Here is a 19,435-nt window from a genome sequence, read left to right as displayed (position 1 = left end):
CTCCTGCCTAACCGGTATTAATGAGACTATGGGTTAGGTGATGAGGCGTCAACCTGTACTGGACGTTGAAGTGGTTAGGTTTTCGGGGCGGGAACGCGAAAGCCCCGTCGGACCTGACGGTCTGACGGGGCCGGCGGCGGGGCAGGGGCGGTTAGGCCCACTCCCAGCGGATGCCGATGTGGCCCGGCTGCTGGTCCGGGGCCAGGACGTGGGCGCTCGCCGAGGCGCCGATCCACAGCTGCTCGCGGCGGTGGTCGACGTCGGCGCCCGGCTCGCGGTCGTAGCGCTCGCAGTGCACGGGGACGGCCGCCGGATCGAAGTGCACCTGGAGCACGTACTCGCGCACCTGGGTGGCGAAGCGGCGGCTGTACTCCATGGTCGGGCCGCCCGGCGGGATCTCCACCTCGTACTCGAAGACCGTGCTGTCGCCGAGCGCGAGCGGGCGGTCCAGCATCAGTTCGGCGACGGTCAGCCCGACCTCCGGGCGGCGGCGGACCCTGCCCAGCCGGCCGTGCCGGACCGAGGTGATCTCCGGGCAGCCGGTGGCCTCCTCGTCGGCCTTGTGCACGACCAGGCAGCGGCCGACGCCGCCGACCGTGGCGCGCACCACCTGGCGCATCCGCAGCAGGTTGGCGCGCCGCTCGGCGTCCACGTAGTACGAGTCGTGGATGCTGAGCCGCTCCAGCTCGCCGGCCGGCGGGGCGTCCAGCTCGGTGAAGATGGCGGCGATCTCCTGCTCGCCCGGCCAGACGTCCTCCAGCCCGAGGTGGAGGGTGTTGGCGGTGGCGGCCCAGCGGCCGCGCGGGCGCGGCGGGCCGAGCAGCGAGGAGAGCGCGCTGTGCGGCAGGCCGAGCAGTTCCTCCAGCAGGTGGACGGCGCGCAGCGAGCTGGCCCGTTCGGGCTGGCTGCGGCCGCGGCGCCAGTAACTGAGCGTCGTGACGCTGACCCTGACGCCCCGTTGGGCGAGGGCGGCGCGGATCCGGTCCAGGCTGAGGCCGCTGGCCTCGATGGCCAGGTGCAGGGCGTCCGCGAAGCCGCCGGCCGGGGCGGGCCGACCGGCGGACGGCGCGGGGGCCGGGTTCGGGGACGGCGCGGGCACGGGTGGATCGGGTCGCTCCGTACGCGATCCGACCAGCCGCAGCCGCGCGGCGTCCTGAGGCTGCTGTGCGGCCATGCGGTGACCCTCCCCACCAGGTGAGTTCGGTGGCACCGGGCCGATGCCGGGGTGCGCCGTCAGCGGCTTCACCGAGCTTTGGGGAACCCTATGCACGGTCGAGAGGCTACGTCATCAGTCGCGCGTATGACAGTGGTCACGGCAGGTGGGCCGGAGGGTTATCGATCTTGAAACAGTCCGGAAACACGGACGGAACGCGGGCCCGGGGAGGCGGGGAACCGGGCGGAAACGGACACCGCCGGGGCGGGCTCTGTCGGCGCCGCCCCGGCGGGGGTCTGGGTGGTGCTACCGGCCGGTGATCAGTTGACGTTCAGGGCGACGTCGTCGATCACGAAGCTGGTCTGGCCGTTGCCGTCCTCGGTGCCGGTGAAGGTGAGGTCCACCGTCTGGCCGGCGTAGGCGGACAGGTCCACGGTGCGCTGGACGTAGCCGGAGGCCGCGTCCGCGTTGGACCAGGTGCCCACGGTGGTCGAGCCGGCCTGGAGGGTCAGCGTGTCGGTCGGGGTGGGGTCGGTCTTCGCCGTGTCCACGTGCAGCCAGAAGGTCAGCGTCGCGGACTTGCAGCCGGCCGGGACGGTGACGGTCTGGGTGAGGGTGTCGGTGTGGGCGGAGCCGTAGCCGTCCAGCCAGGCCTTCCAGCCGCCCGAGTGGGCCGGCTCGGAGGTGCCGTTGTCGAGCACGCTGCCGGAGGCCGTCCACGGGGCGGGGGTGCCGGTCTCGAAGCCGCCGTTGCCGATCAGCTGGGCGGGGGTGCAGCCGGCGGTGGTCGGCGGGGTGGTGCCGCCGGTGGTGCCGCCGAGCAGGGCGGTGGTCAGGGCGTCGGCGACCGGGCTGCCCCAGCCGGTGACCTGGTCGTAGCCCTGGCCGGCCGAGTAGTCCTGGTTGGCGCCGGTGGTCACGTCGTGGAAGGCGCTGCCGTAGCCGGCGCCGTTCGCGACCGAGTACAGCTTCGGACTGGCCTCGCCGAGGGCGGGCTGTCCGGCGGCCTTGGCCTTCTGGTTGAACTGGGCCGCGTAGCCGGACCACAGCGGCGCGGCCGCGCTGGTGCCGCCGATGACCTGCCAGGCGCCGCCGGTGTAGACCGCGAAGCCGCTCTGCGGGTCGGCGTTGGAGGAGACGTCCGGGACGGTGCGCATGGTGCCGTTGATGCCGGTGCCGGTCTGCCAGCTCGGCTTGCCGAAGACGGTGGAGACGCCGCCGCCGGCGGTGCTCCAGGCGCTCTCCGAGGAGTAGCCGTTGGCGCCGCTGACCTGGAGGTTGGTGCCGCCGACGCCGGTGTTGTGCGGGCTGGAGGCCGGGAAGTCGACCGACTTGACGGTCGCGCCGCTGGTGGAGCGGGTGCAGTCGCGCGAGCCGTCGTCGCCGGAGGCGGAGAAGATCGAGATGCCCTGGGCGGCGGCCTGCTTGAAGGCGTTGTCGACGGCCGTCATCGAGGCGGCGGTGGTGTCCGGCTCGCAGGAGCCCCAGGAGATCGAGATGACCGTGGCCTTGTTGTCGGCCACGATCTTGTTGGCCATGTCGATCTCGCCCTGGTCGTTGTTCGGGGCCTCGTAGACCAGCTGGGTGGCCTTGGGGGCCGCGCCGCGGACGATCTCGCTGTCCAGCTCGACCTCGCCCTCGCCCTGGCCGGGCGCGGAGTCGTAGGAGGCACCGTCCACCGAGACGGTGCTGACGGCCGGGCCGGTCAGGCCGTACTGGGCGTCGTAGCTCGTCAGGTCGGAGGACTTGTAGCCGTCGAACTCCCAGAGGGCGACGGTCGTGCCGGTGCCGTCGGCGCCGGTCTTGTCCAGGTTGTAGGCGCCCTGGTACTGGGCCGGGGTCATGCCGCTCGGGGTCGAGGTGGCGGCGTTCGGGGTGACCGAGTTCGGCTTGGACAGGTGGTTCTTGCGCACCGCGTGGTTGTCCAGGCCGCTCACGCCCTGGATCACGGAGGCCAGGTCGGAGGGGATCGAGGCGGCGTCGTCGTTGGCGAAGAACGTGCGCTGCTGCTGCGGGTCCACGTAGGCGCTCTCGTGGGTGCCGAAGGCCTGCGAGACCTGCGCGGTGGTGCCGTGGGCGTTGACCACCTGGCGGTTGGCGCTCACGCCGCTGACCGTCAGGCCCTGTGCGGCCAGGTACGCCTTGACCTGCTGGACGTCCTGCTCGGTCGGGCCGAACTGCGCGGCGAACTGCTCCGGCGTCAGGTACCGGCCGTACTCGGGGGCGCCGGGGGTGGTGACCGCGGTGAGGAAGCGGTCCAGCTCGGCGGCGTTGCGCAGCTTCAGGTTGACGGCCACCGAGATCTGCTGCTCGGCCGGGACGTCACCCTTCTTCTCGGAGTGGGCGACCGCGGGGTTCACGGTGTTCGGCAGGGCGACGCGCGGGGCGGCGTGGGGGGTGGCGGCCTGCGCGGTGGAGACGCCGAGCGAGACGGCGGTCAGCGGCAGGACGGCTATCGCGGCGGCGACGGCGAGGGAACGGTGGCGCAACGGATCCTCCTCCGGCCGGCTGTGGGGAGCCGGCAAGGGGCAAGGCGTTCCGAGGGGTTCGGGAACGCTGGCTAGAACATGTCAGAGCGGATCGACGCTTTGGATCATGGTCGGGCAATTCGTTGCTAAAAAACAGTCAACTGTGGAGGCGCGGAAAGCCGGGGATTCCATACAGTGAATGGGCGGAATTCCGGCGTCGGTCCATACCAATTCACGGCGCGGGGCGCGGCCGTAGAATCGGACCGAGCCGAGGGAGAGCGATGACTGACGTGATGCCGGACCCGAGGGACCACCGACCGCTGATCGGCGAGCCGCTGGCGCTCGACCTGCTCAACACGCGCTGGGCCGGGACGCCCGTCAACGACGCGCTCACCGGCGTCGAGCAGTACGGGATCTGGCTCTCCACCAACGGCCTGAGCGGGCGCTGCGCGGCCGACGAGGCGGGGCTGACGGCGATCCGGCAGGCCCGTGAGGCGATCGAGCTGGCCGCCCAGGACGCCCGCGAGCAGGGCGAGTTGAGCGCACGGGCGCGGGACGGGCTGGACGCGGTGCTGGCGCACGGACGGATCCGGCGGACGGCCGGACCGGGCGGCGCCGAGGACCGGGTCGAGGCCGACCGGCCGGAGTGGCTGGCGCCCTGGCTGGCGGCGGACGACTTCCTCACGCTGCTCGGACAGGGTGCTCACCGAGTGAAGCAGTGCGCACACGAGGCGTGCATTCTGCATTTCTTCGACGCCTCGCAGAACGGTCGCCGGCGGTGGTGCCGGATGGCGGTCTGCGGGAATCGGGCGAAGGCTGCGCGGCACTACGTGAAGGCGCGGGGTTAACCGACGACCGAACGAAGGGTCGGCGGGACGGGCGCGGCCGGGGGTGGATCCGCCGGCCGCGCCCGGGTGGTCGGTCAGTCAGGCGGTCAGTCTTCGGAGGGGGTGCCCAGCCAGCTGGTGAGGGCCTCGCGCAGTTCGCCCTGGCCGGGATCGACGGCGGCCCAGGCGACGTAGCCGTCCGGGCGGATCAGCAGGACGGTGTCGGCCAGCTTGCCGTGCGGGTCGGCGGGGGCGACGGTGACCAGGCGGTCGGTCCAGGGGTCGACGGCGGTCAGCTCGTCATTGCTGACCAGCACGAACTTTCCGGCGCGCAGCGCCTCGTAGAGCCGCTCGGGACCGCCCGGGGCGTCCTCGGCGGGCTTGCTGAGGGCGGTCAGCCGCAGGTCCGGGACGCGCTTGCCGACCTGCGGGTGGGCGCCCTTGGGGGCGGGGTAGGAGATCTCGATGCCGGAGACCATCCGGGCGCCGCGCTCGGTGAGCAGGTCGAGGTGGCCGCCGATCGCGGTGAGCGCCCCGCGCAGGGCGCGGGTGGGGGCGGACTCGGCGAGGGCGATCCGGATCAGCGCGCCGGAGGTGCGCAGCACCGTCTTGGCGACCGGGTGCCGCTCGGCCTGGTAGGTGTCGAGCAGGGCATCGGTGGCCCGGCCCCGGAGGGCGGCGGCGAGCTTCCAGGAGAGGTTGGCGGCGTCCTGGAGGCCGGTGTTCATGCCCTGGCCGCCGGCCGGGGAGTGGCAGTGGGCGGCGTCGCCGGCCAGGAAGACCCGGCCGGAGCGGTAGTTGGGGGCCTGGCGCTCGTCGCTGTGGAAGGTGGAGCTCCACCGCACGTCGTGCAGGCCGTAGTCCTCGCCCTGGGTGGCCTGGACGATCGCGGTGAGCTGCTCGGGGGTGGGGGTGGCGCCGTCCGGGTGCTGCTCGGTGCGGTCCCAGGCGATGACCCGGTACCAGCCGTCGCCGAACGGGACGACGAAGGAGAAGCCGGCCTTGTTGGCGCCGATGGCGATCGCGTCGGCGGGCTCGCGCTCCAGCCGGACGTCGGCGAGCATCACGGAGTCGACCACGGACTCGCCGGGGAAGGGGATGCCGAGCAGCTCGCGGACGGCGGAGCGGACGCCGTCGGTGCCGACCGCGTAGCGGGCGCGGTGGCTCCGCCCGTCGTGGGTCTCCAGGGTGACGCCCTCGGCGTCCTGGCGCAGGCCGGTGACCTCGGCGCCGCGCAGGATCACGGCGCCGGCCCGCTCGGCGCGCTCCTGGAGCAGCCGTTCGACGTTGTACTGCGGGGTGATCAGGACGAACGGGAAGCGGCTGGGCAGCGAGCTGAGGTCGATCCCGAGCCGGTTCATCATCTTCAGTCCGCCGAGCGGGCGGCCGGCGGCGATGAGGTCGTCCGCGAGGCCGCGGGCGTCCAGCAGTTCCAGGCTGCGGGCGTGCACGGCGAAGGCCCGGGTGAGGTTGGACTCGGTGGCGCGCTTCTCCAGGACGGTGACGCCGACCCCGGCGGCGGCGAGGTCGCCGGCCAGCAGCAGTCCGGTCGGTCCGGCGCCGACGACGATGACGTCGGTTTCGGTGGTCGGCTTCACGGCCATGTATCAGCTCCCGTTGTTCGGAGGGCGGTTGGACGCCGTTTCCGGCGTTCTCCCAGCCTCCATCATCGCTGGCGCCCGCGGAGCCGTGAACCGCCGGTCCCCCGGTGGTCGATGACCACCGGGGGACCGGGTGCACGCGTACGGCGGCTCAGCTGTGCCGGCGGATCTCCACCGTGCGGAACCGATTGGCGACGAAGGCACCGTCGCAGTAGGCCGAGTTGGCGGCCGGGTTGGCGCCGGTGCCGTGCAGGTCGGAGAAGGCGGCGGTCTGGTTGGGGTAGACGCCGCCGGTGAGGTTGAGCGAGAGCGAGACGCCGGAGTCCAGCGCGGCCTCGACCAGCAGGGCCTCCACCTCGGGCGAGGTGGTGTAGCCGGAGGCCGTCATGGCGCCCTTCTCGCGGACCGTGGTGCGCAGCAACTCCACGGCGGCGGGGGTGGATTCCACGGCGACGGCGAAGGAGACCGGGCCGAAGCACTCGGTGCGGAAGACCGCGCGGTCGTCCGGCTTGTCGGCGTTGAGCTTGACCAGCGCCGGGGTGCGGACGGTCGCGCCGGGGAAGTCGGGCGAGACCACCGCGCGCGGGGCGAGGGCGAGTTCGCCGTACTCGCCGCCGGCCGCGGCGGCCGAGCGCTGCAGCACGCCCGGGTTGACCACCGCGCCGAGGATGGCGGCGGCGCGGGCGTCGTCGGAGAGCAGGCCCTCGATCGCGGCGGCGAGGTCGGTGACGACCTCGTCGAAGGACTTGTCGCCCTGGTCGGTGCCGATGCCGCCGCGCGGGATCAGGACGTTCTGCGGGGTGGTGCACATCTGGCCGCTGTAGAGCGAGAGGGCGAAGGCGAGGTTGCCGAGCATGCCCTTGTAGTCGTCGGTGGAGTCGATGACGACCGCGTTGACGCCGGCCTTCTCGGTGTAGACCTGGGCCTGCTTAGCGTGCTCCTCCAGCCAGTCGCCGAAGGCGGTGGAGCCGGTGTAGTCGATCATCTTGATCTCGGGGCGGACCGCGAGGGTCGCGGCGACGGTGCCGCCCTCGTGCTCGGCGGCCAGGCAGACCAGGTTGGCGTCGAAGCCGGCCTCGGTGAGCACCGAGCGGGCGATGGACACGGTCAGCGCGAGCGGCAGGACGGCCCGCGGGTGCGGCTTGACCAGCACCGGGTTGCCGGTGGCCAGCGAGGCGAACAGGCCGGGGTAGCCGTTCCAGGTGGGGAAGGTGTTGCAGCCGATCAGCAGCGCGAGGCCGCGCGGGACGACGGTGAACTCCTTGGTCATCACCAGTGGCTCGCGCTTGCCCTGGGGCTTGGTCCAGCCGGCCTGCCTGGGCAGCCGGGTCTGCTCGGCGTACGCGTAGGCGACCGCCTCCAGTCCGCGGTCCTGGGCGTGCGGGCCGCCGGCCTGGAAGGCCATGCCGTAGGCCTGGCCGGTGGTGTGCATGACGGCCTGGGCGAACTCGTGGGAGCGGGCGTTGATCCGGTGCAGGATCTCCAGGCAGACGGCGGCGCGCTCCAGCGGGGAGGCGGCGGCCCACCCGGGCTGGGCGGCGCGCATCGCGGCGATCAGCCCGTCCGGGTCGGCGTGCGGGTAGGTGATGCCCAGCTCGATGCCGTACGGGGAGGCCTCGCCGCCGACCTGGTCGCCGTCGGTGGGGTGGCCGTCGAGGACGAAGGGCTTGCCGAGCAGCTCGTCGAAGGCGGCCTTGCCGTCGGCGGGGCCGCTCTCGCCGTAGGCCTTCGGGGACTCGGGGTAAGCGGACCAGTAGTCGCGCTTCGCGGCGGCGGAGAGCGCGGCGTCCAGGGTGGCCTGGTGGCGCTCGACCAGCTCGCTGACGAGGGGGTGGGTGACCGCTGCGGACATCTGTGCGCTCCTCAGGGGGGAGGACGGGACACGTCACAGAGTAACCGAACGATCGGTCGGCTCAAGAGGGTGCAGGGGACGGATTCCGGCGGGGAGGGGGCGGAGCCAGCGGCGGGGAGGGGGGTGAGTCCGGTGGGGGCGGAGTCCGGCGGGAACGCGAGGGGCGCGTCCGGTTCGGACGCGCCCCTCGTCTGAGTCGGGTGGACCGGTCTACGGAACGCCGAGCTCGAAGATCACGTACCCGGCGTACCAGCCCGAGGCGATCGCGCCGCTGCCCAGCACGGCCGCCAGCACCGGCCAGCTGAGCTTGCGCATCCCCACCGCCAGCGCGATGAACAGCGGGAACGCCGGCAGCAGGTAGCGCGAGACGTTGCCGAAGATGCCCAGGCTGCCGAGCACCGAGACGATCGTGGCCAGCGTGTAGGCGGTCAGCACCAGCGGCGGACGCAGCCGGACCAGCAGCACGATCAGCACCGGCAGGCTGAACACGATCAGGGTGGCCAGCAGGTCCGGCACCGGGAAGGCGAAGGGGTAGTCGTTGCGACCCAGCAGCACGCCACGGATCGCCTGCCAGGTGCCCTGGCCCCAGTCGAAGTAGTGCAGCCAGGCGTCGTGCTGGATGCGGAAGTAGCCGCCCCACTCGCCGGTCTTCCAGCCCACCCAGGCCACGTAGCCGACCAGGCCCAGCGGGGCCAGCAGCATCGCGGCCAGCGGGCGCAGCACGCCGCTCTCCCGCCGGTACAGCTCGACCAGCGCGGCCAGGCCGACGGCGCCGATCAGCGCCGCCGCGGTCGGCCGGTTGAGCCCGGCGACCAGGGCGACCGCTCCGGCCGCGACCCACTGCCTGGTCATCGTGAAGTAGCAGGCCCAGGCGGCCAGCGCGACGAACAGCGAGTCCGAGTAGACCGCCCACTCGGCGCCCGAACCCGGGGCGATCGCCCAGATCCCGGCGGCGATCACGCCCGCCCGGGGGTCGGACAGCTTCTCCACCACGGCGTAGACCCCGGCGGCGGCGAACAGCGAGGCCAGCACCGAGACCAGCATCCCGGCGCCGTACAGGCCGAGGCCGGTGACGTCCGAGGTCAGCCGCATCAGGCCCGGGTAGAGCGGGAAGAAGGCGGCCGAGTTCTGCTCGATGGTGAAGCCGGGCTGGCCGCCCGGGATCGGGATCAGCGCCGGGTGGTAGCCGAACTGCGCGACCTGCTGGTACCACCAGCCGTCCCAGCTGGCCAGCACGTCCCAGGGGTGGGCGCCGCCGCCGAAGCGGGCCGGCTTCTTGGCGTAGTCGCCGGCGAAGGAGAGCAGCTTCATGAACACGGTGAAGCCGATCAGCTTGAGCACCGCGTAGCACCACACGGCCGGGCCGAAGCGGACCACCAGGGCCCGCGCACGCTCCTGCCACGGGTGCGGGACGTCCGCCGGCTCCTCGCTGCGCTGCTCGGGCACGTCGGAGGAGACTGCCGGTATTGCGTTCATCAGCTGTGGACCCCAGCCTGCTGGACGTGGACGATCGTCCGCAGATTGTAGGGCCCGTCTTCAAACTCCCGCCTGCGGCGCGACGCCGGGGCACGCACCTCGCCGCGTTGTCGTCGGTCGCCCGATGCTCCGCATCGCCTCCCTCCTCCGCCTTGCGATGCACGCACCCCAACGCCGCCCCGCCCGCCCTCCGGGCGGACGACGGGAGTTTGAAGACGGGCCCTAGGCCCTGCCCCTTTCGGGAGGTGTGGACCAACGGACCCGATCGAGTGGCCCGTGGGGCGTCCGGGGATACTCGGAGGATGGCCGATCACACCACGCGCACCGCCTACACCGTCGAGTCACTGCTCGCCGTGACCGTCGACGTGTTCAACGAGCGCGGTTACGACGGCACCTCGATGGAGGACCTCTCCCGGGCGGCCGGGATCTCCAAGTCCTCCATCTACCACCACGTCCGCGGCAAGGAGGAGCTGCTGCGGCTGGCCGTCGGACGGGCGCTGGACGGGCTGTTCGCGATCCTGGCCGAGCCGGCCGCGGTGCGGGGCCCGGCGGTGGAGCGGCTGGAGCACGTGGTGCGGCGCACCGCGGAGGTGCTGCTGGCGGAGCTGCCGTACGTGACGCTGCTGCTGCGGGTGCGCGGCAACACGGCCACCGAGCTGTGGGCGCTGGAGCGGCGGCGGGACTTCGACCACCAGGTGGCGGAGCTGGTGCGGGCGGCCGTCGCGGACGGCGCGCTGCGCGGGGACGTGGAGCCGCGGCTGGCCACCCGGCTGCTGTTCGGGATGATCAACTCGATCGTGGAGTGGTACCGGCCGGGCCTGAAGGGGGCGGACGGCGTCGCGGACGCCGTGGTGCACCTGGCCTTCGACGGGCTGCGGGCCCGCTGACGCCGTAGCGCTCTAGTCCGGGGGGACTTGGTCGGTCTCCTCGAACACCAGCATGGTTCGTGTGCCGAGCACCTGTGGGATGGACTGGATGCGGTTGAGCACCAGCTCCCGCAGGGCGTGGTTGTCGGCGGTGTGCACCAGCAGCAGGACGTCGAAGTCCCCGCCGACCAGTGCGATGTGGGCGACCCCGGGCAGCTCCAGCAGCTGCTCGCGCACAATGCGCCAGGAGTTCTGGACGATCTTCAGGGTGATGTACGCGGACGCGCCCTGACCTGCCCGTTCGTGGTCCACCCTGGCGGTGAAGCCGCGGATGATGCCGTCCTCGACCATCCTGGAGATCCGGGCGTACGCGTTGGCCCGGGACACGTGCACCCGCTCGGCCACCGAGCGGATGGAGGCGCGACCGTCCTGCTGCAGCAGCCGCAGGATCGACCGGTCGACCCGGTCGAGTCTGGACATCTGTTCAGCCGACATGACCCCCCACCCTCACCGATTGGACGCACTGCCACCAGTCGACCGCCGCTCAGGCCGAATGTCCACCACCTTGTCACGCTTCTGGTCAAGATGAACAGACGACCGAACAATCGGTAGGGAGCCCCCGCTACCCATGGAGGTGCCCCGAGATGACCGTTCTCGACCACAGACACCACACGGGCGTGCCCGGCTGGATGCCCGGAGCGACCGCCCCGCGCACCGATCCGGCCCCCCTCCTCCCGGACGTCTCCCCCGTCCGGGTGCTCGGCACCCCCGCGCTGGAGAAGCACGACCCGGCGCTGCTGCGCGAGCTCTACCGGCGACTCGTCGTCGGCCGGCGCTACAACCAGCAGGCCACCACCCTGACCAAGCAGGGCCGCCTCGCCGTCTACCCGGCCTCCACCGGGCAGGAGGCCTGCCAGGTCGCCGCCGCGCTGGTGCTCGGCGAGCGCGACTGGCTGTTCCCCAGCTACCGGGACACCCTCGCCGTGGTCTCCCGCGGCGTCGACCCGCTGGAGGCGCTGACGCTGCTGCGCGGCAACGCCCACACCGGCTACGACCCGCGCGCCAGCCGCACCGCCCCGCTCTGCACCCCGCTCGGCACCCAGGCCCCGCACGCCGTCGGACTGGCCCACGCCGCCCGGCTGCGCGACGAGCCGGTGGTCGCCCTGGCCATGCTCGGCGACGGCGGCACCAGCGAGGGCGACTTCCACGAGGCGCTGAACTTCGCCGCCGTGCTCCGGGCTCCGGTGGTCTTCCTGGTGCAGAACAACGGCTACGCGATCTCCGTCCCGCTCAGCGCCCAGTCCGCCGCGCCCAGCCTGGCCCACAAGGCCGTCGGCTACGGCATGCCGGGCCGGCTGGTGGACGGCAACGACGCGCCCGCCGTGCACTCCGTCCTCACCGAGGCCGTCGAGCGCGCCCGGGCCGGCGAGGGTCCGACCCTGGTCGAGGCGCTGACCTACCGGATCGAGGCCCACACCAACGCCGACGACGCCACCCGCTACCGCACCGAACCCGAGGTGGACGCCTGGCGGGAGCACGACCCGATCCTGCTGATGGACCGCGCGCTGCGCGAACTGAACCTGCTGGACGACGGGTTGGTGCAGGACGCGGCGGACGAGGCGGAGGCGCTGGCGGCCCGGATGCGGGCCGAGTTCCACGCCGACCCGGAGCTCGACCCGATGGCGCTGTTCGCCCACGTCTACGCCGAGCCCACCCCTCAACTGCGCGAGCAGGCCGCCCAGTTGTCCGCCGAGTTGGCCGCCGAGGCCGAGGTGCAGCACTGATGTCCACCGCAGTCTCCTCCCGCACCGCCAGCATGGCGCAGGCGCTCAACTCCGCACTGCGGGACTCCCTGCGCGAGGACCCGACGGTCCACGTGCTCGGCGAGGACGTCGGCGCGCTCGGCGGCGTCTTCCGGATCACCGACGGGCTCACCGCCGAGTTCGGCCCCGACCGCTGCCTGGACACGCCGCTCGCCGAGGCCGGCATCCTCGGCACCGCGATCGGCATGGCGATGTACGGGCTGCGCCCGGTGGTCGAGATGCAGTTCGACGCCTTCGCCTACCCGGCGCTGGAGCAGTTGTTCTCGCACGTCGCCAAGATGCGCAACCGCACGGCGGGCAAGCTCCCGCTGCCGATCACCGTGCGCATCCCGTACGGCGGCGGCATCGGCGGCGTCGAGCACCACAGCGACGCCTCCGAGGCGTACTACACCAGCACCCCCGGCCTGCACGTGGTCACCCCGGGGACGGTCGCCGACGCGTACGGGCTGCTGCGTGCCTCGATCGCCTCCGACGACCCGGTGGTCTTCCTGGAGCCCAAGCGGCTCTACTGGGGCAAGGCCGAGTTCGATCCGGCGGCGCCGGTCGAGCCGATCGGCCGGGCCGTGCTGCGGCGCAACGGCACGTCGGCGGTCCTGATCACCTACGGCCCCTCGCTGCCCGTCTGCCTGGAGACGGCCGAGGCGGCGCGGGCCGAGGGCTGGGACCTCGCCGTGCTGGACCTGCGCACCCTGGTGCCCTTCGACGACGAGACGGTCACCCGGGTGGTGCGCTCGATCGGCCGGGCCGTGGTGGTGCACGAGGCGAGCGGCTTCGGTGGCACCGGCGCGGAGATCGCCGCCCGGGTCACCGAGCGCTGCTTCCACCACCTGGCCGCGCCCGTGCTGCGGGTCACCGGCTTCGACATCCCGTACCCGCCGCCGATGCTCGAGCACCACCACCTGCCCGGGGTGGACCGGATCCTGGACGCGGTCGCCCGGCTGCAGTGGGAGGACTGAGGATGATGCCCGTCGTACGGGAGTTCCGGCTGCCCGACCTCGGTGAGGGACTCACCGGGGCGGAGGTGGTGCGCTGGATGGTCGAGGTCGGCGAGGTGATCGCGGTCGACCAGCCGGTGGTGGAGGTGGAGACGGCCAAGGCCGTGGTGGAGGTGCCCTGCCCGTACGGCGGGGTGGTCACCGCCCGGTACGGCGCGGAGGGCGAGGAGATCGCCGTGGGCGCGCCGTTGGTGACGGTCGCGGTGGCTTCGGCGGGGGGTGGGGCGGAGGACGTGGCTGTTGCTCCGGCTGCTTCTTCTGCTTCGGGTGCTTCGTCTGCTTCGTCCGCTGAGGTCGAGCGGCCGTTGGTGGGGTACGGGGTCGCCGAGAGCAGGGGGGTGCGGCGGTGCCGGGTGGGTGTGGCTGCTTCTGCTCCTGCCCCTGTTGCGGTCGTGGCTCCGGCTGAGCCGGTCGCTCCGGTCGTGGTGCCGGTGATCTCGCCGTTGGTGCGGCGGTTGGCCCGGGAACAGGGGGTCGATCTGACCGCGCTCACCGGCAGCGGGCCGGACGGGCTGATCATGCGGGCGGACGTCGAGCGGGCGGTCGCGGCCAAGGTCGCCGCTCCGGCGGTCGCCGCGCCCGTGGCGGCCGCGCCGGAGGGCGTCGTCCCGTTGCGCGGGCTGCGCAAGGCGGTGGCCGAGAAGCTCAGCCGCAGCCACCGGGAGATCCCCGCCGCGACCTGCTGGGTGGACGCGGACGCCACCGAACTGATGGCTCTACGGCGGCAGTTGAACACCACGCCGGGGCCGAAGGTGAGCGTGCTGGCGCTGCTGGCCAGGATCTGCACGGTCGCGCTGGCGCGCTTCCCCGAGCTCAACTCCAGTGTGACCGAGGACGGTTCGGGCATCGTCCGGCACTCGGCGGTGCACCTGGGCTTCGCCGCGCAGGGCGAACGCGGACTGGTCGTCCCGGTGGTCCGGGACGCGCACGCCCGCAGCACCGAGCAACTCGGCGAGGAGCTCGGCCGGTTGACCGAGTCGGCGCGCAGCGGTTCGCTCACCCCGGCCGAACTGACCGGCGGCACCTTCACGTTGAACAACTACGGGGTGTTCGGCGTGGACGGTTCCACCCCGATCCTCAACCACCCCGAGGCGGCGATGCTCGGGGTCGGCCGGATCGTGGCCAAACCCTGGGTGCACGGCGGGGAGTTGGCGGTGCGCGAGGTGACGCAGCTGTCGTTCACCTTCGACCACCGGGTCTGCGACGGCGGGACGGCGGGTGGGTTCCTGCGGTTCGTGGCGGACTGCGTCGAGCAGCCGGGGATGCTGCTGCGGCAGCTGTGACCCCACCGCGCTGAGCAGGGCGGGGTCGCCCTGGGTGTGCTGCTCGGCACTCAGGGCGACCGCCGATCGAGCGAGAGTAGCGCGTTCCCGGGCCGGGTGTCCGGGCTTCGCGTGATTTGTCGGATGAGCTTTTCGGGCGTGCCACGCTGCCTAGGCGTCAGCAGAGACAAGCCAGGTGGTGGCGCAGGCCGGCCGGAGGCGAAACGATTCTCTTGGGTACTCGAAACGCAGCGGTGAAGTCCCGCAGAACGCTCCTCATCCGTACCGGGCTCGGCTCGGCGGGGGCCGCCTCCGTTCCGGGCCTGCCGGTGGCACAGCCCGAACCGGGGGCGCGGCCCGACCCGGGGGCACAGCCCGAACCGGAGGCGGCAGAGGCGGAGCGGCCGGTGGTGCCGATGGTCCCGCGGCCGCCCGCCGAACCGCCGGTCGTCCCCGCGCCCAGCTACCCCGAGCCGCCCTCGACCACCGGCACCGCGCCGGCCTTCCAGCCCCTGTTCGCCGACGCGCCCGGCCTCAACTGGGCCGGCCCCGGCGACAGTCGGAGCGACGCATGGGTGGCGCAGCAGCCGTCCGTCCCGCAGCTTCCGGCCGCGCTCCCGGCCGCGCTGCCCGTCGCCGTTTCGAGCCCCGACGGAACCGAACTCCCGCTCACCGCACGGGACATCGAACTGATCCGGGCCAGCCTCGCCGTCGTCGAGCCGGTCGCCGACCGGGCCACCGCGCACTTCTACGCGCTGCTCTTCCTCCAGCACCCCGAGGTCCGCTCGCTCTTCCCCGCCGCCATGGACGTCCAGCGCGACCGGCTGTTCCGTAGCCTGCTCGCCGCCGCCCGCGGCGCCGAGGACCCGGCGGCGCTGCGCACCCGGATGAGCGCGCTCGGCCGTGGCCACCGCCGCTACGGCACCCTGACCGGCCACTACGCCCCGGTGGGGGAGTGCCTGATGCAGGCGCTGGCCCGGTACGCGGGCAGCCGCTGGGACGCCGACACCGAACTGGCCTGGCGCCGCGCCTACCGGCTGATCTCCACCATCATGATCGAGGCCGCCGAGGAGGCCGCCCGCACCTCGCCGCCCTGGTGGCAGGGCGAGGTGGTCCGGCACGAGCGCCGCACCCCGGACGTCGCGGTGCTCACCGTCCGCCCGGACCAGGCCTACCCGTTCCGGGCCGGCCAGTACTGCAGTCTGGAGACGCCCTGGTGGCCGCGGATCTGGCGGCACTACTCCTTCGCCTCCGCGCCCCGCCCGGACGGGCTGCTGACCTTCCACGTCAAGGCCGTCCAGGCGGGCTGGGTGAGCAACGCGCTGGTGCACCGGGCCGCCCCCGGGGACGTGCTGCGGCTGGGCCCGGCGGCCGGTGCGATGACCGTCGACCACGCCGCCGGCGCCGACCTGCTCTGCCTCGGCGGCGGCACCGGCATCGCGCCGGTCCGCGCCCTGGTCGAGGAGGCGGCCGAGCACGGCGGGCCCGGCCGCAGCGTCGAGGTGTTCTACGGGGCCCGCCACGCCGCCGACTTGTACGAGCTGGACGCGTTGTGCGGGCTGGCGGGCCGCCTGCCTTGGCTGACCGTACGGCCGGTGCTGTCCGGCACCGGCCCGGCCGGGGGCGCGCTGACCGGTGAACTGCCGGAGGTGGTGGGCCGGTTCGGCCCGTGGGAGGGCCGGGAGGCGGTGCTCAGCGGGCCGCCCGCGATGGTCCGGCGCGGGGTCGGGGTGCTGCTGCGGGCGGGCCTGCCGGCCGAGCGGATCCGGCACGACCTGGTGGGCGAGCAGGCCTCCGGGTGATCAGCTGAGATCGGGTGCGAGGAGCGCGCGGATGCCCTCGATGTTGGCCGCCAGGTACGCCCGCAGCCGGGGCGGGACGACGTTCACCGAGGTCACGCCCTCGCGGGTGAACGGCAGCCGGACCACCTGGTACTCGCCGTTCGGGTCCGTCACCTCGGGCCCGTGCCGCCGGCTGAGGTCCATGGAAGCCAGCCGGCAGACGAAGAAGTGCTGCACCTTGACCCCGTGCGGGTGCAGCAGGGTGCCGTCGTCGTGGTGGGTGTGGCTGATGGTGTCGACGAAGGCGGGCACCACGTCCACGATCTTGCCGCCGAGCTCCTCGTCCACCTCGCGGTGCAGCGCCTCGACCACCGTGCGGTCCTCCCGCTCGACCCCGCCGCCGGGAGTGATCCAGTACGGGTGCGGCGCCCCGGGCCGGACCCGCCGGATCAGCACGATCGAGGCCGGGCCGTGCGGGTCGTCCGGGTCCAGCTCCAGCAGGATCGCCCGCGCGGTCCGTTTGACCACCGGGCGCGGTGGCGGGGTTCGGTTGTCGGGGCCCATGGCGACCTCCGGGGCTGGAGCGTTGTGCGGGAGTCTCCCGCACCGGGCGGAGGTCGAAACGCTGACCCGGTCGGGTGCATCCGTTCGGGGTTCCGCCCCCGGACGAGGATCCCACCCTCCGTTCGTCCCCGACTTTCCTTGCGAGGCTTGGCGATCTTCCTCGTTCACCATTTGAAAAAGCACGCCTTGTCCACCACCTTCCCAAACATGGACGATGAGGTCGAACGTGGATTGCTTGCATAAAACCGTCGAAAACGTGTCCGGCCGCCGGCGGAACCCTCGTCCACACGCCGAGGCCGGGCAGAAGAGAGGTACTGGCGCAATGCAGCACAGCACAGTCCAGGGGCACCTGGTGATGAACCTCGTGGCCTCGCCCGAGCTGTCCCTCGGCATCGTGGCGGACCTGGCGTACGAGCCCCGCGATCCGTACGCCGTCCGGTTCACCTTCCACCTGCCCGGCGACGCCCCCGTCACCTGGGTGTTCGCGCGCGAGCTGCTGCTGGACGGCCTCAGCGGCCCGTCCGGCGAGGGCGACGTGCACATCCACCCGCTCGGCGGGGAGCTCTCGGAGGTCCGCATCGCGCTGCACTCCCCCAACGGGGACGCCCTGCTGCACGCCCCGGCCGCGCCGCTGGTCGCCTTCCTGGCGCGCACCGACCGGCTGGTGCCGATGGGGCAGGAACTCACCGGGCGGGAGCTCGACGCCCAGCTCGCGGACATCCTCAGGGGGTGCGACGCGGGGTGAACGGCCGGGAACGGCGAAGGGGCCGGTGCCCGGTGGACCACCCGGGCACGGGCCCCTTCCGCGTCGCCGGGTGCGACGCCCCGCACGACGGGGTCAGTCGTCGTCCAGGGCCAGGTGCAGGCCCCAGGCGACGAGGCTGATGATCAGTGAACCCACCAGCGCGGAGCCGAAGTTGACCACGTGGAAGTCCAGGTCCAGCCTGGTGGACGCCCAGGAGGTGAGCAACAGCATCAGGGCGTTGATCACAAAGGTGATCAGGCCCAGCGTGAGGATGAACAGCGGGAACGAGAACAGCTTCACCACCGGCTTGATCAGCCAGTTGATGAGGCCGAAGACCACGGCCACGCCGAGCACCGTCAGGGCCTTGTGCTGCCAGTCGGCCTTGCCCTCGGCAAGTCGGATGCCGCTGACGATCCAGGCGGCGACCCAGATGGCCGCCGCGTTGATCAGTGTTTTGATGACGAAACCCTTCATGCCGCCCAAGCCTGGCAGGCGCCCCGCCCCGGGGGAAGCTCCCATCGGACGACTTGGTGTTGAATGCCCCTGGTCCGCGAGGCGGACGGGACGGACGTGACGGACGGGACGGTCGGAGGAGGACGGCAGCGGTGAAGGTGTTCCGGCTGGACGAACTGGACGCGGAGCGGGCGGCCAACGACGGTGCGTACCTGCGCTTCCTGCGCGAACCGCGGATGTCCGCCGGGCTGTACGCGCTCTCCCCCGGCGACACCGACACCCAGACCGCGCACGACCAGGACGAGATCTACCAGGTGATCAGCGGCCGCGCCGAGCTGACCGTCGGCGCCGAGACCGCGACCGTCGGGCGCGGCAGCGTGGTGTACGTCCCGGCCGGCACCCCGCACCGGTTCCACCACATCACCGAGGAACTGCGGGTGCTGGTGGTGTTCTCGCCGCCTGAGGACTGACGGCTGAGGACCGACGGCTGAGGCGTGGGTCTAGGGTCGTTCGTATGACCCGTAGCCTCACCGACGAGCTCTGGGCGTCGATCGAGCCGATCTACGCCGAGATCCTCGCCCACCCCTTCATCGGCGGCCTCACCGACGGCACCCTGCCGCGCGAGGCCTTCCGCCACTTCGTCGTCCAGGACTCCCACTACCTGCGCGACTACGCCCGGGCACTCGCCGTCTGCGCCGCCAGGGCGCCCGGCGAGGAGGACGTCCGGGCCTTCGCCGACGACGCGGTCGGCGCGCTGGCCGCCGAGCAGGGCATGCACGCCGAGTTCCTCACCGCCTTCGGCGGCACTGCCGAGGAGGCCGCCGCCGAGCCGGTGCTGCCGACCACCCGGGCCTACACCAGCTACCTGCTGGCCACCGTCTACGGCGGGTCCTTCGCCGAGGCGCTCGGCGCGGTGCTGCCCTGCTACTGGATCTACGCCCGGGTCGGCGAGACGCTGCTCGCCCAGGGCTCCCCCGACCCGCTGTACGCCAAGTGGATCGCCACCTACGGCGACGAGGCCTTCCAGTCCGTGGTGCGCCGGGTGCTGGCGCTCGCCGACCGGCTCGGCGAGGAGCTCTCGGCGGCCGAACGGCGCCGGGTGGTCGAGCACTTCAGGACCACCTCGCGCTACGAGTGGATGTTCTGGGACGCCGCCTGGCGGGGCGAGCGCTGGCCGGTCTGACCGGGGTCCCCGCCGTTTCTCGGGGGTCGTCCCGGGGGGTCGGATCGGGGTGATCTCGGGGTTCTCTCCGGGCCGTTGGCCCTCGTTCCGCCGCTTGCGCCCCCGTACGATCGAAGCATCGAAAGCAAGCGGGTAGCGGCACCGGACGGCAGCCGGCCCGAGGGGAGAAGAGGAACCGACATGGCTGAGCTCTGGAAGTCACTGCCCTCCTGGGTGCGCAACATCGTCATCCCGGTGCTGGTCCTGGTGCTGGCCTGGAACGTCATCGCCTTCGTGTTCGGCGTGGTCGGCGCACTGCTGAGCATCGTGATCAAGCTGCTGGTCGTCGTCGGCATCGCGGCCGCCGTGGTGATCCTGGTGAAGAAGGCCGCCAAGAGCTGACCCCG

Annotated in this window: 18 protein-coding genes; 10 read left to right on the top strand and 8 right to left on the bottom strand. The window is 72.6% G+C overall.

The window, feature by feature from the left end:
- Window positions 1-151: 151 nt before the first annotated feature.
- Together ACIG5E_RS03410 and ACIG5E_RS03405 are read right to left on the bottom strand one after the other, a co-directional pair.
- On the bottom strand, window positions 152-1,174 hold the full coding sequence (locus tag ACIG5E_RS03410) for an XRE family transcriptional regulator (protein WP_396531194.1): 1,023 nt from the start codon (window positions 1,172-1,174) through the stop codon (window positions 152-154).
- Window positions 1,175-1,473: 299 nt separating this feature from the next.
- A complete protein-coding gene (locus tag ACIG5E_RS03405) occupies window positions 1,474-3,642 on the bottom strand; it encodes a protease pro-enzyme activation domain-containing protein (protein WP_396531193.1) in 2,169 nt (722 codons plus the stop codon).
- 260 nt (window positions 3,643-3,902) lie between these two features.
- Between ACIG5E_RS03405 and ACIG5E_RS03400 the strand changes: the two genes are divergently transcribed.
- Entirely contained in the window at window positions 3,903-4,469 is a 567-nt protein-coding gene (locus ACIG5E_RS03400) for a CGNR zinc finger domain-containing protein (RefSeq protein WP_396531192.1), read from the top strand.
- Window positions 4,470-4,555: 86 nt separating this feature from the next.
- On the opposite strand, the gene ACIG5E_RS03395 is transcribed toward ACIG5E_RS03400, so the two are convergent.
- The 3 genes from ACIG5E_RS03395 to ACIG5E_RS03385 all read right to left on the bottom strand — a co-directional run bounded on the left by ACIG5E_RS03395 (window position 4,556) and on the right by ACIG5E_RS03385 (window position 9,377).
- The gene (locus tag ACIG5E_RS03395; protein WP_396531191.1) at window positions 4,556-6,052 is read right to left on the bottom strand and encodes an FAD-dependent monooxygenase; all 1,497 of its coding nucleotides are present in this window, start codon (window positions 6,050-6,052) and stop codon (window positions 4,556-4,558) included.
- 148 nt (window positions 6,053-6,200) lie between these two features.
- On the bottom strand, window positions 6,201-7,901 hold the full coding sequence (gene paaN / locus ACIG5E_RS03390; RefSeq protein ID WP_396531190.1) for a phenylacetic acid degradation protein PaaN: 1,701 nt from the start codon (window positions 7,899-7,901) through the stop codon (window positions 6,201-6,203).
- A gap of 210 nt (window positions 7,902-8,111) precedes the next feature.
- A complete protein-coding gene (locus tag ACIG5E_RS03385; protein WP_396531189.1) occupies window positions 8,112-9,377 on the bottom strand; it encodes a glycosyltransferase family 39 protein in 1,266 nt (421 codons plus the stop codon).
- Between the two features lie 302 nt (window positions 9,378-9,679).
- On the opposite strand from ACIG5E_RS03385, the gene ACIG5E_RS03380 reads away from it, so the two are divergent.
- Window positions 9,680-10,264: a TetR/AcrR family transcriptional regulator gene (locus ACIG5E_RS03380; RefSeq protein ID WP_396531188.1), complete on the top strand. Its 585-nt coding sequence runs from the start codon at window positions 9,680-9,682 to the stop codon at window positions 10,262-10,264.
- Between the two features lie 12 nt (window positions 10,265-10,276).
- On the opposite strand, the gene ACIG5E_RS03375 is transcribed toward ACIG5E_RS03380, so the two are convergent.
- Complete coding sequence (locus tag ACIG5E_RS03375; RefSeq protein ID WP_396531186.1) at window positions 10,277-10,738, bottom strand: Lrp/AsnC family transcriptional regulator; 462 nt, start codon at window positions 10,736-10,738, stop codon at window positions 10,277-10,279.
- A 149-nt stretch (window positions 10,739-10,887) separates the two neighbouring features.
- Here ACIG5E_RS03375 and pdhA point away from each other — a divergent pair, with 149 nt between their 5' ends.
- From pdhA to ACIG5E_RS03355, 4 genes are all read left to right on the top strand, one after another.
- Window positions 10,888-12,027, top strand: a complete 1,140-nt coding sequence (pdhA, locus tag ACIG5E_RS03370) for a pyruvate dehydrogenase (acetyl-transferring) E1 component subunit alpha (protein ID WP_396531185.1) — start codon at window positions 10,888-10,890, stop codon at window positions 12,025-12,027.
- Complete coding sequence (locus ACIG5E_RS03365; RefSeq protein WP_396531183.1) at window positions 12,027-13,022, top strand: alpha-ketoacid dehydrogenase subunit beta; 996 nt, start codon at window positions 12,027-12,029, stop codon at window positions 13,020-13,022. Before pdhA ends, ACIG5E_RS03365 begins: the two co-directional genes overlap by 1 nt.
- A gap of 5 nt (window positions 13,023-13,027) precedes the next feature.
- Window positions 13,028-14,344 (top strand): dihydrolipoamide acetyltransferase family protein, encoded by a 1,317-nt coding sequence (locus tag ACIG5E_RS03360; RefSeq protein ID WP_396531448.1) that lies wholly within the window; start codon window positions 13,028-13,030, stop codon window positions 14,342-14,344.
- Window positions 14,345-14,577: 233 nt separating this feature from the next.
- Window positions 14,578-16,125: a globin domain-containing protein gene (locus ACIG5E_RS03355; protein ID WP_396531182.1), complete on the top strand. Its 1,548-nt coding sequence runs from the start codon at window positions 14,578-14,580 to the stop codon at window positions 16,123-16,125.
- Here ACIG5E_RS03355 and ACIG5E_RS03350 read toward each other — a convergent pair whose 3' ends face one another.
- Window positions 16,126-16,668: an NUDIX domain-containing protein gene (locus ACIG5E_RS03350; RefSeq protein WP_396531181.1), complete on the bottom strand. Its 543-nt coding sequence runs from the start codon at window positions 16,666-16,668 to the stop codon at window positions 16,126-16,128. It abuts the gene before it with no gap.
- Window positions 16,669-17,023: 355 nt separating this feature from the next.
- Between ACIG5E_RS03350 and ACIG5E_RS03345 the strand changes: the two genes are divergently transcribed.
- Complete coding sequence (locus tag ACIG5E_RS03345) at window positions 17,024-17,413, top strand: SsgA family sporulation/cell division regulator (protein ID WP_396531446.1); 390 nt, start codon at window positions 17,024-17,026, stop codon at window positions 17,411-17,413.
- A gap of 93 nt (window positions 17,414-17,506) precedes the next feature.
- Here the strand turns inward: ACIG5E_RS03345 and ACIG5E_RS03340 are convergent, their stop codons facing one another.
- Window positions 17,507-17,887, bottom strand: a complete 381-nt coding sequence (locus tag ACIG5E_RS03340; RefSeq protein ID WP_396531180.1) for a phage holin family protein — start codon at window positions 17,885-17,887, stop codon at window positions 17,507-17,509.
- 131 nt (window positions 17,888-18,018) lie between these two features.
- On the opposite strand from ACIG5E_RS03340, the gene ACIG5E_RS03335 reads away from it, so the two are divergent.
- The 3 genes from ACIG5E_RS03335 to ACIG5E_RS03325 all read left to right on the top strand — a co-directional run bounded on the left by ACIG5E_RS03335 (window position 18,019) and on the right by ACIG5E_RS03325 (window position 19,430).
- Window positions 18,019-18,336, top strand: coding sequence for a cupin domain-containing protein (locus ACIG5E_RS03335; RefSeq protein WP_270145602.1), 318 nt, complete (start codon window positions 18,019-18,021; stop codon window positions 18,334-18,336).
- 44 nt (window positions 18,337-18,380) lie between these two features.
- Window positions 18,381-19,049, top strand: coding sequence for a thiaminase II (gene tenA / locus ACIG5E_RS03330; RefSeq protein ID WP_396531179.1), 669 nt, complete (start codon window positions 18,381-18,383; stop codon window positions 19,047-19,049).
- A 180-nt stretch (window positions 19,050-19,229) separates the two neighbouring features.
- Window positions 19,230-19,430, top strand: coding sequence for a DUF5326 family protein (locus ACIG5E_RS03325; protein WP_030278197.1), 201 nt, complete (start codon window positions 19,230-19,232; stop codon window positions 19,428-19,430).
- The last annotated feature ends 5 nt before the right edge of the window (window positions 19,431-19,435 follow it).

This window comes from Kitasatospora sp. NPDC053057 (assembly GCF_044546945.1).
Lineage (GTDB): Bacteria > Actinomycetota > Actinomycetes > Streptomycetales > Streptomycetaceae > Kitasatospora.
The sequence above is the reverse complement of the archived record's forward strand: the minus strand, read 5'-3'. Positions and strand labels throughout refer to the sequence as shown.

Bases quoted from the DNA above. Each gene is read 5' to 3' on its own strand.
- ACIG5E_RS03410 (WP_396531194.1), bottom strand. From the start codon at position 1,174: ATGGCCGCACAGCAGCCTCAGGACGCCGCGCGGCTGCGGCTGGTCGGA.
- ACIG5E_RS03400 (WP_396531192.1), top strand. From the start codon at position 3,903: ATGACTGACGTGATGCCGGACCCGAGGGACCACCGACCGCTGATCGGC.
- ACIG5E_RS03395 (WP_396531191.1), bottom strand. From the start codon at position 6,052: ATGGCCGTGAAGCCGACCACCGAAACCGACGTCATCGTCGTCGGCGCC.
- paaN (WP_396531190.1), bottom strand. From the start codon at position 7,901: ATGTCCGCAGCGGTCACCCACCCCCTCGTCAGCGAGCTGGTCGAGCGC.
- ACIG5E_RS03385 (WP_396531189.1), bottom strand. From the start codon at position 9,377: ATGAACGCAATACCGGCAGTCTCCTCCGACGTGCCCGAGCAGCGCAGC.
- ACIG5E_RS03380 (WP_396531188.1), top strand. From the start codon at position 9,680: ATGGCCGATCACACCACGCGCACCGCCTACACCGTCGAGTCACTGCTC.
- ACIG5E_RS03375 (WP_396531186.1), bottom strand. From the start codon at position 10,738: ATGTCGGCTGAACAGATGTCCAGACTCGACCGGGTCGACCGGTCGATC.
- pdhA (WP_396531185.1), top strand. From the start codon at position 10,888: ATGACCGTTCTCGACCACAGACACCACACGGGCGTGCCCGGCTGGATG.
- ACIG5E_RS03365 (WP_396531183.1), top strand. From the start codon at position 12,027: ATGTCCACCGCAGTCTCCTCCCGCACCGCCAGCATGGCGCAGGCGCTC.
- ACIG5E_RS03360 (WP_396531448.1), top strand. From the start codon at position 13,028: ATGCCCGTCGTACGGGAGTTCCGGCTGCCCGACCTCGGTGAGGGACTC.
- ACIG5E_RS03350 (WP_396531181.1), bottom strand. From the start codon at position 16,668: ATGGGCCCCGACAACCGAACCCCGCCACCGCGCCCGGTGGTCAAACGG.
- ACIG5E_RS03345 (WP_396531446.1), top strand. From the start codon at position 17,024: ATGAACCTCGTGGCCTCGCCCGAGCTGTCCCTCGGCATCGTGGCGGAC.
- ACIG5E_RS03340 (WP_396531180.1), bottom strand. From the start codon at position 17,887: ATGAAGGGTTTCGTCATCAAAACACTGATCAACGCGGCGGCCATCTGG.
- tenA (WP_396531179.1), top strand. From the start codon at position 18,381: ATGACCCGTAGCCTCACCGACGAGCTCTGGGCGTCGATCGAGCCGATC.
- ACIG5E_RS03325 (WP_030278197.1), top strand. From the start codon at position 19,230: ATGGCTGAGCTCTGGAAGTCACTGCCCTCCTGGGTGCGCAACATCGTC.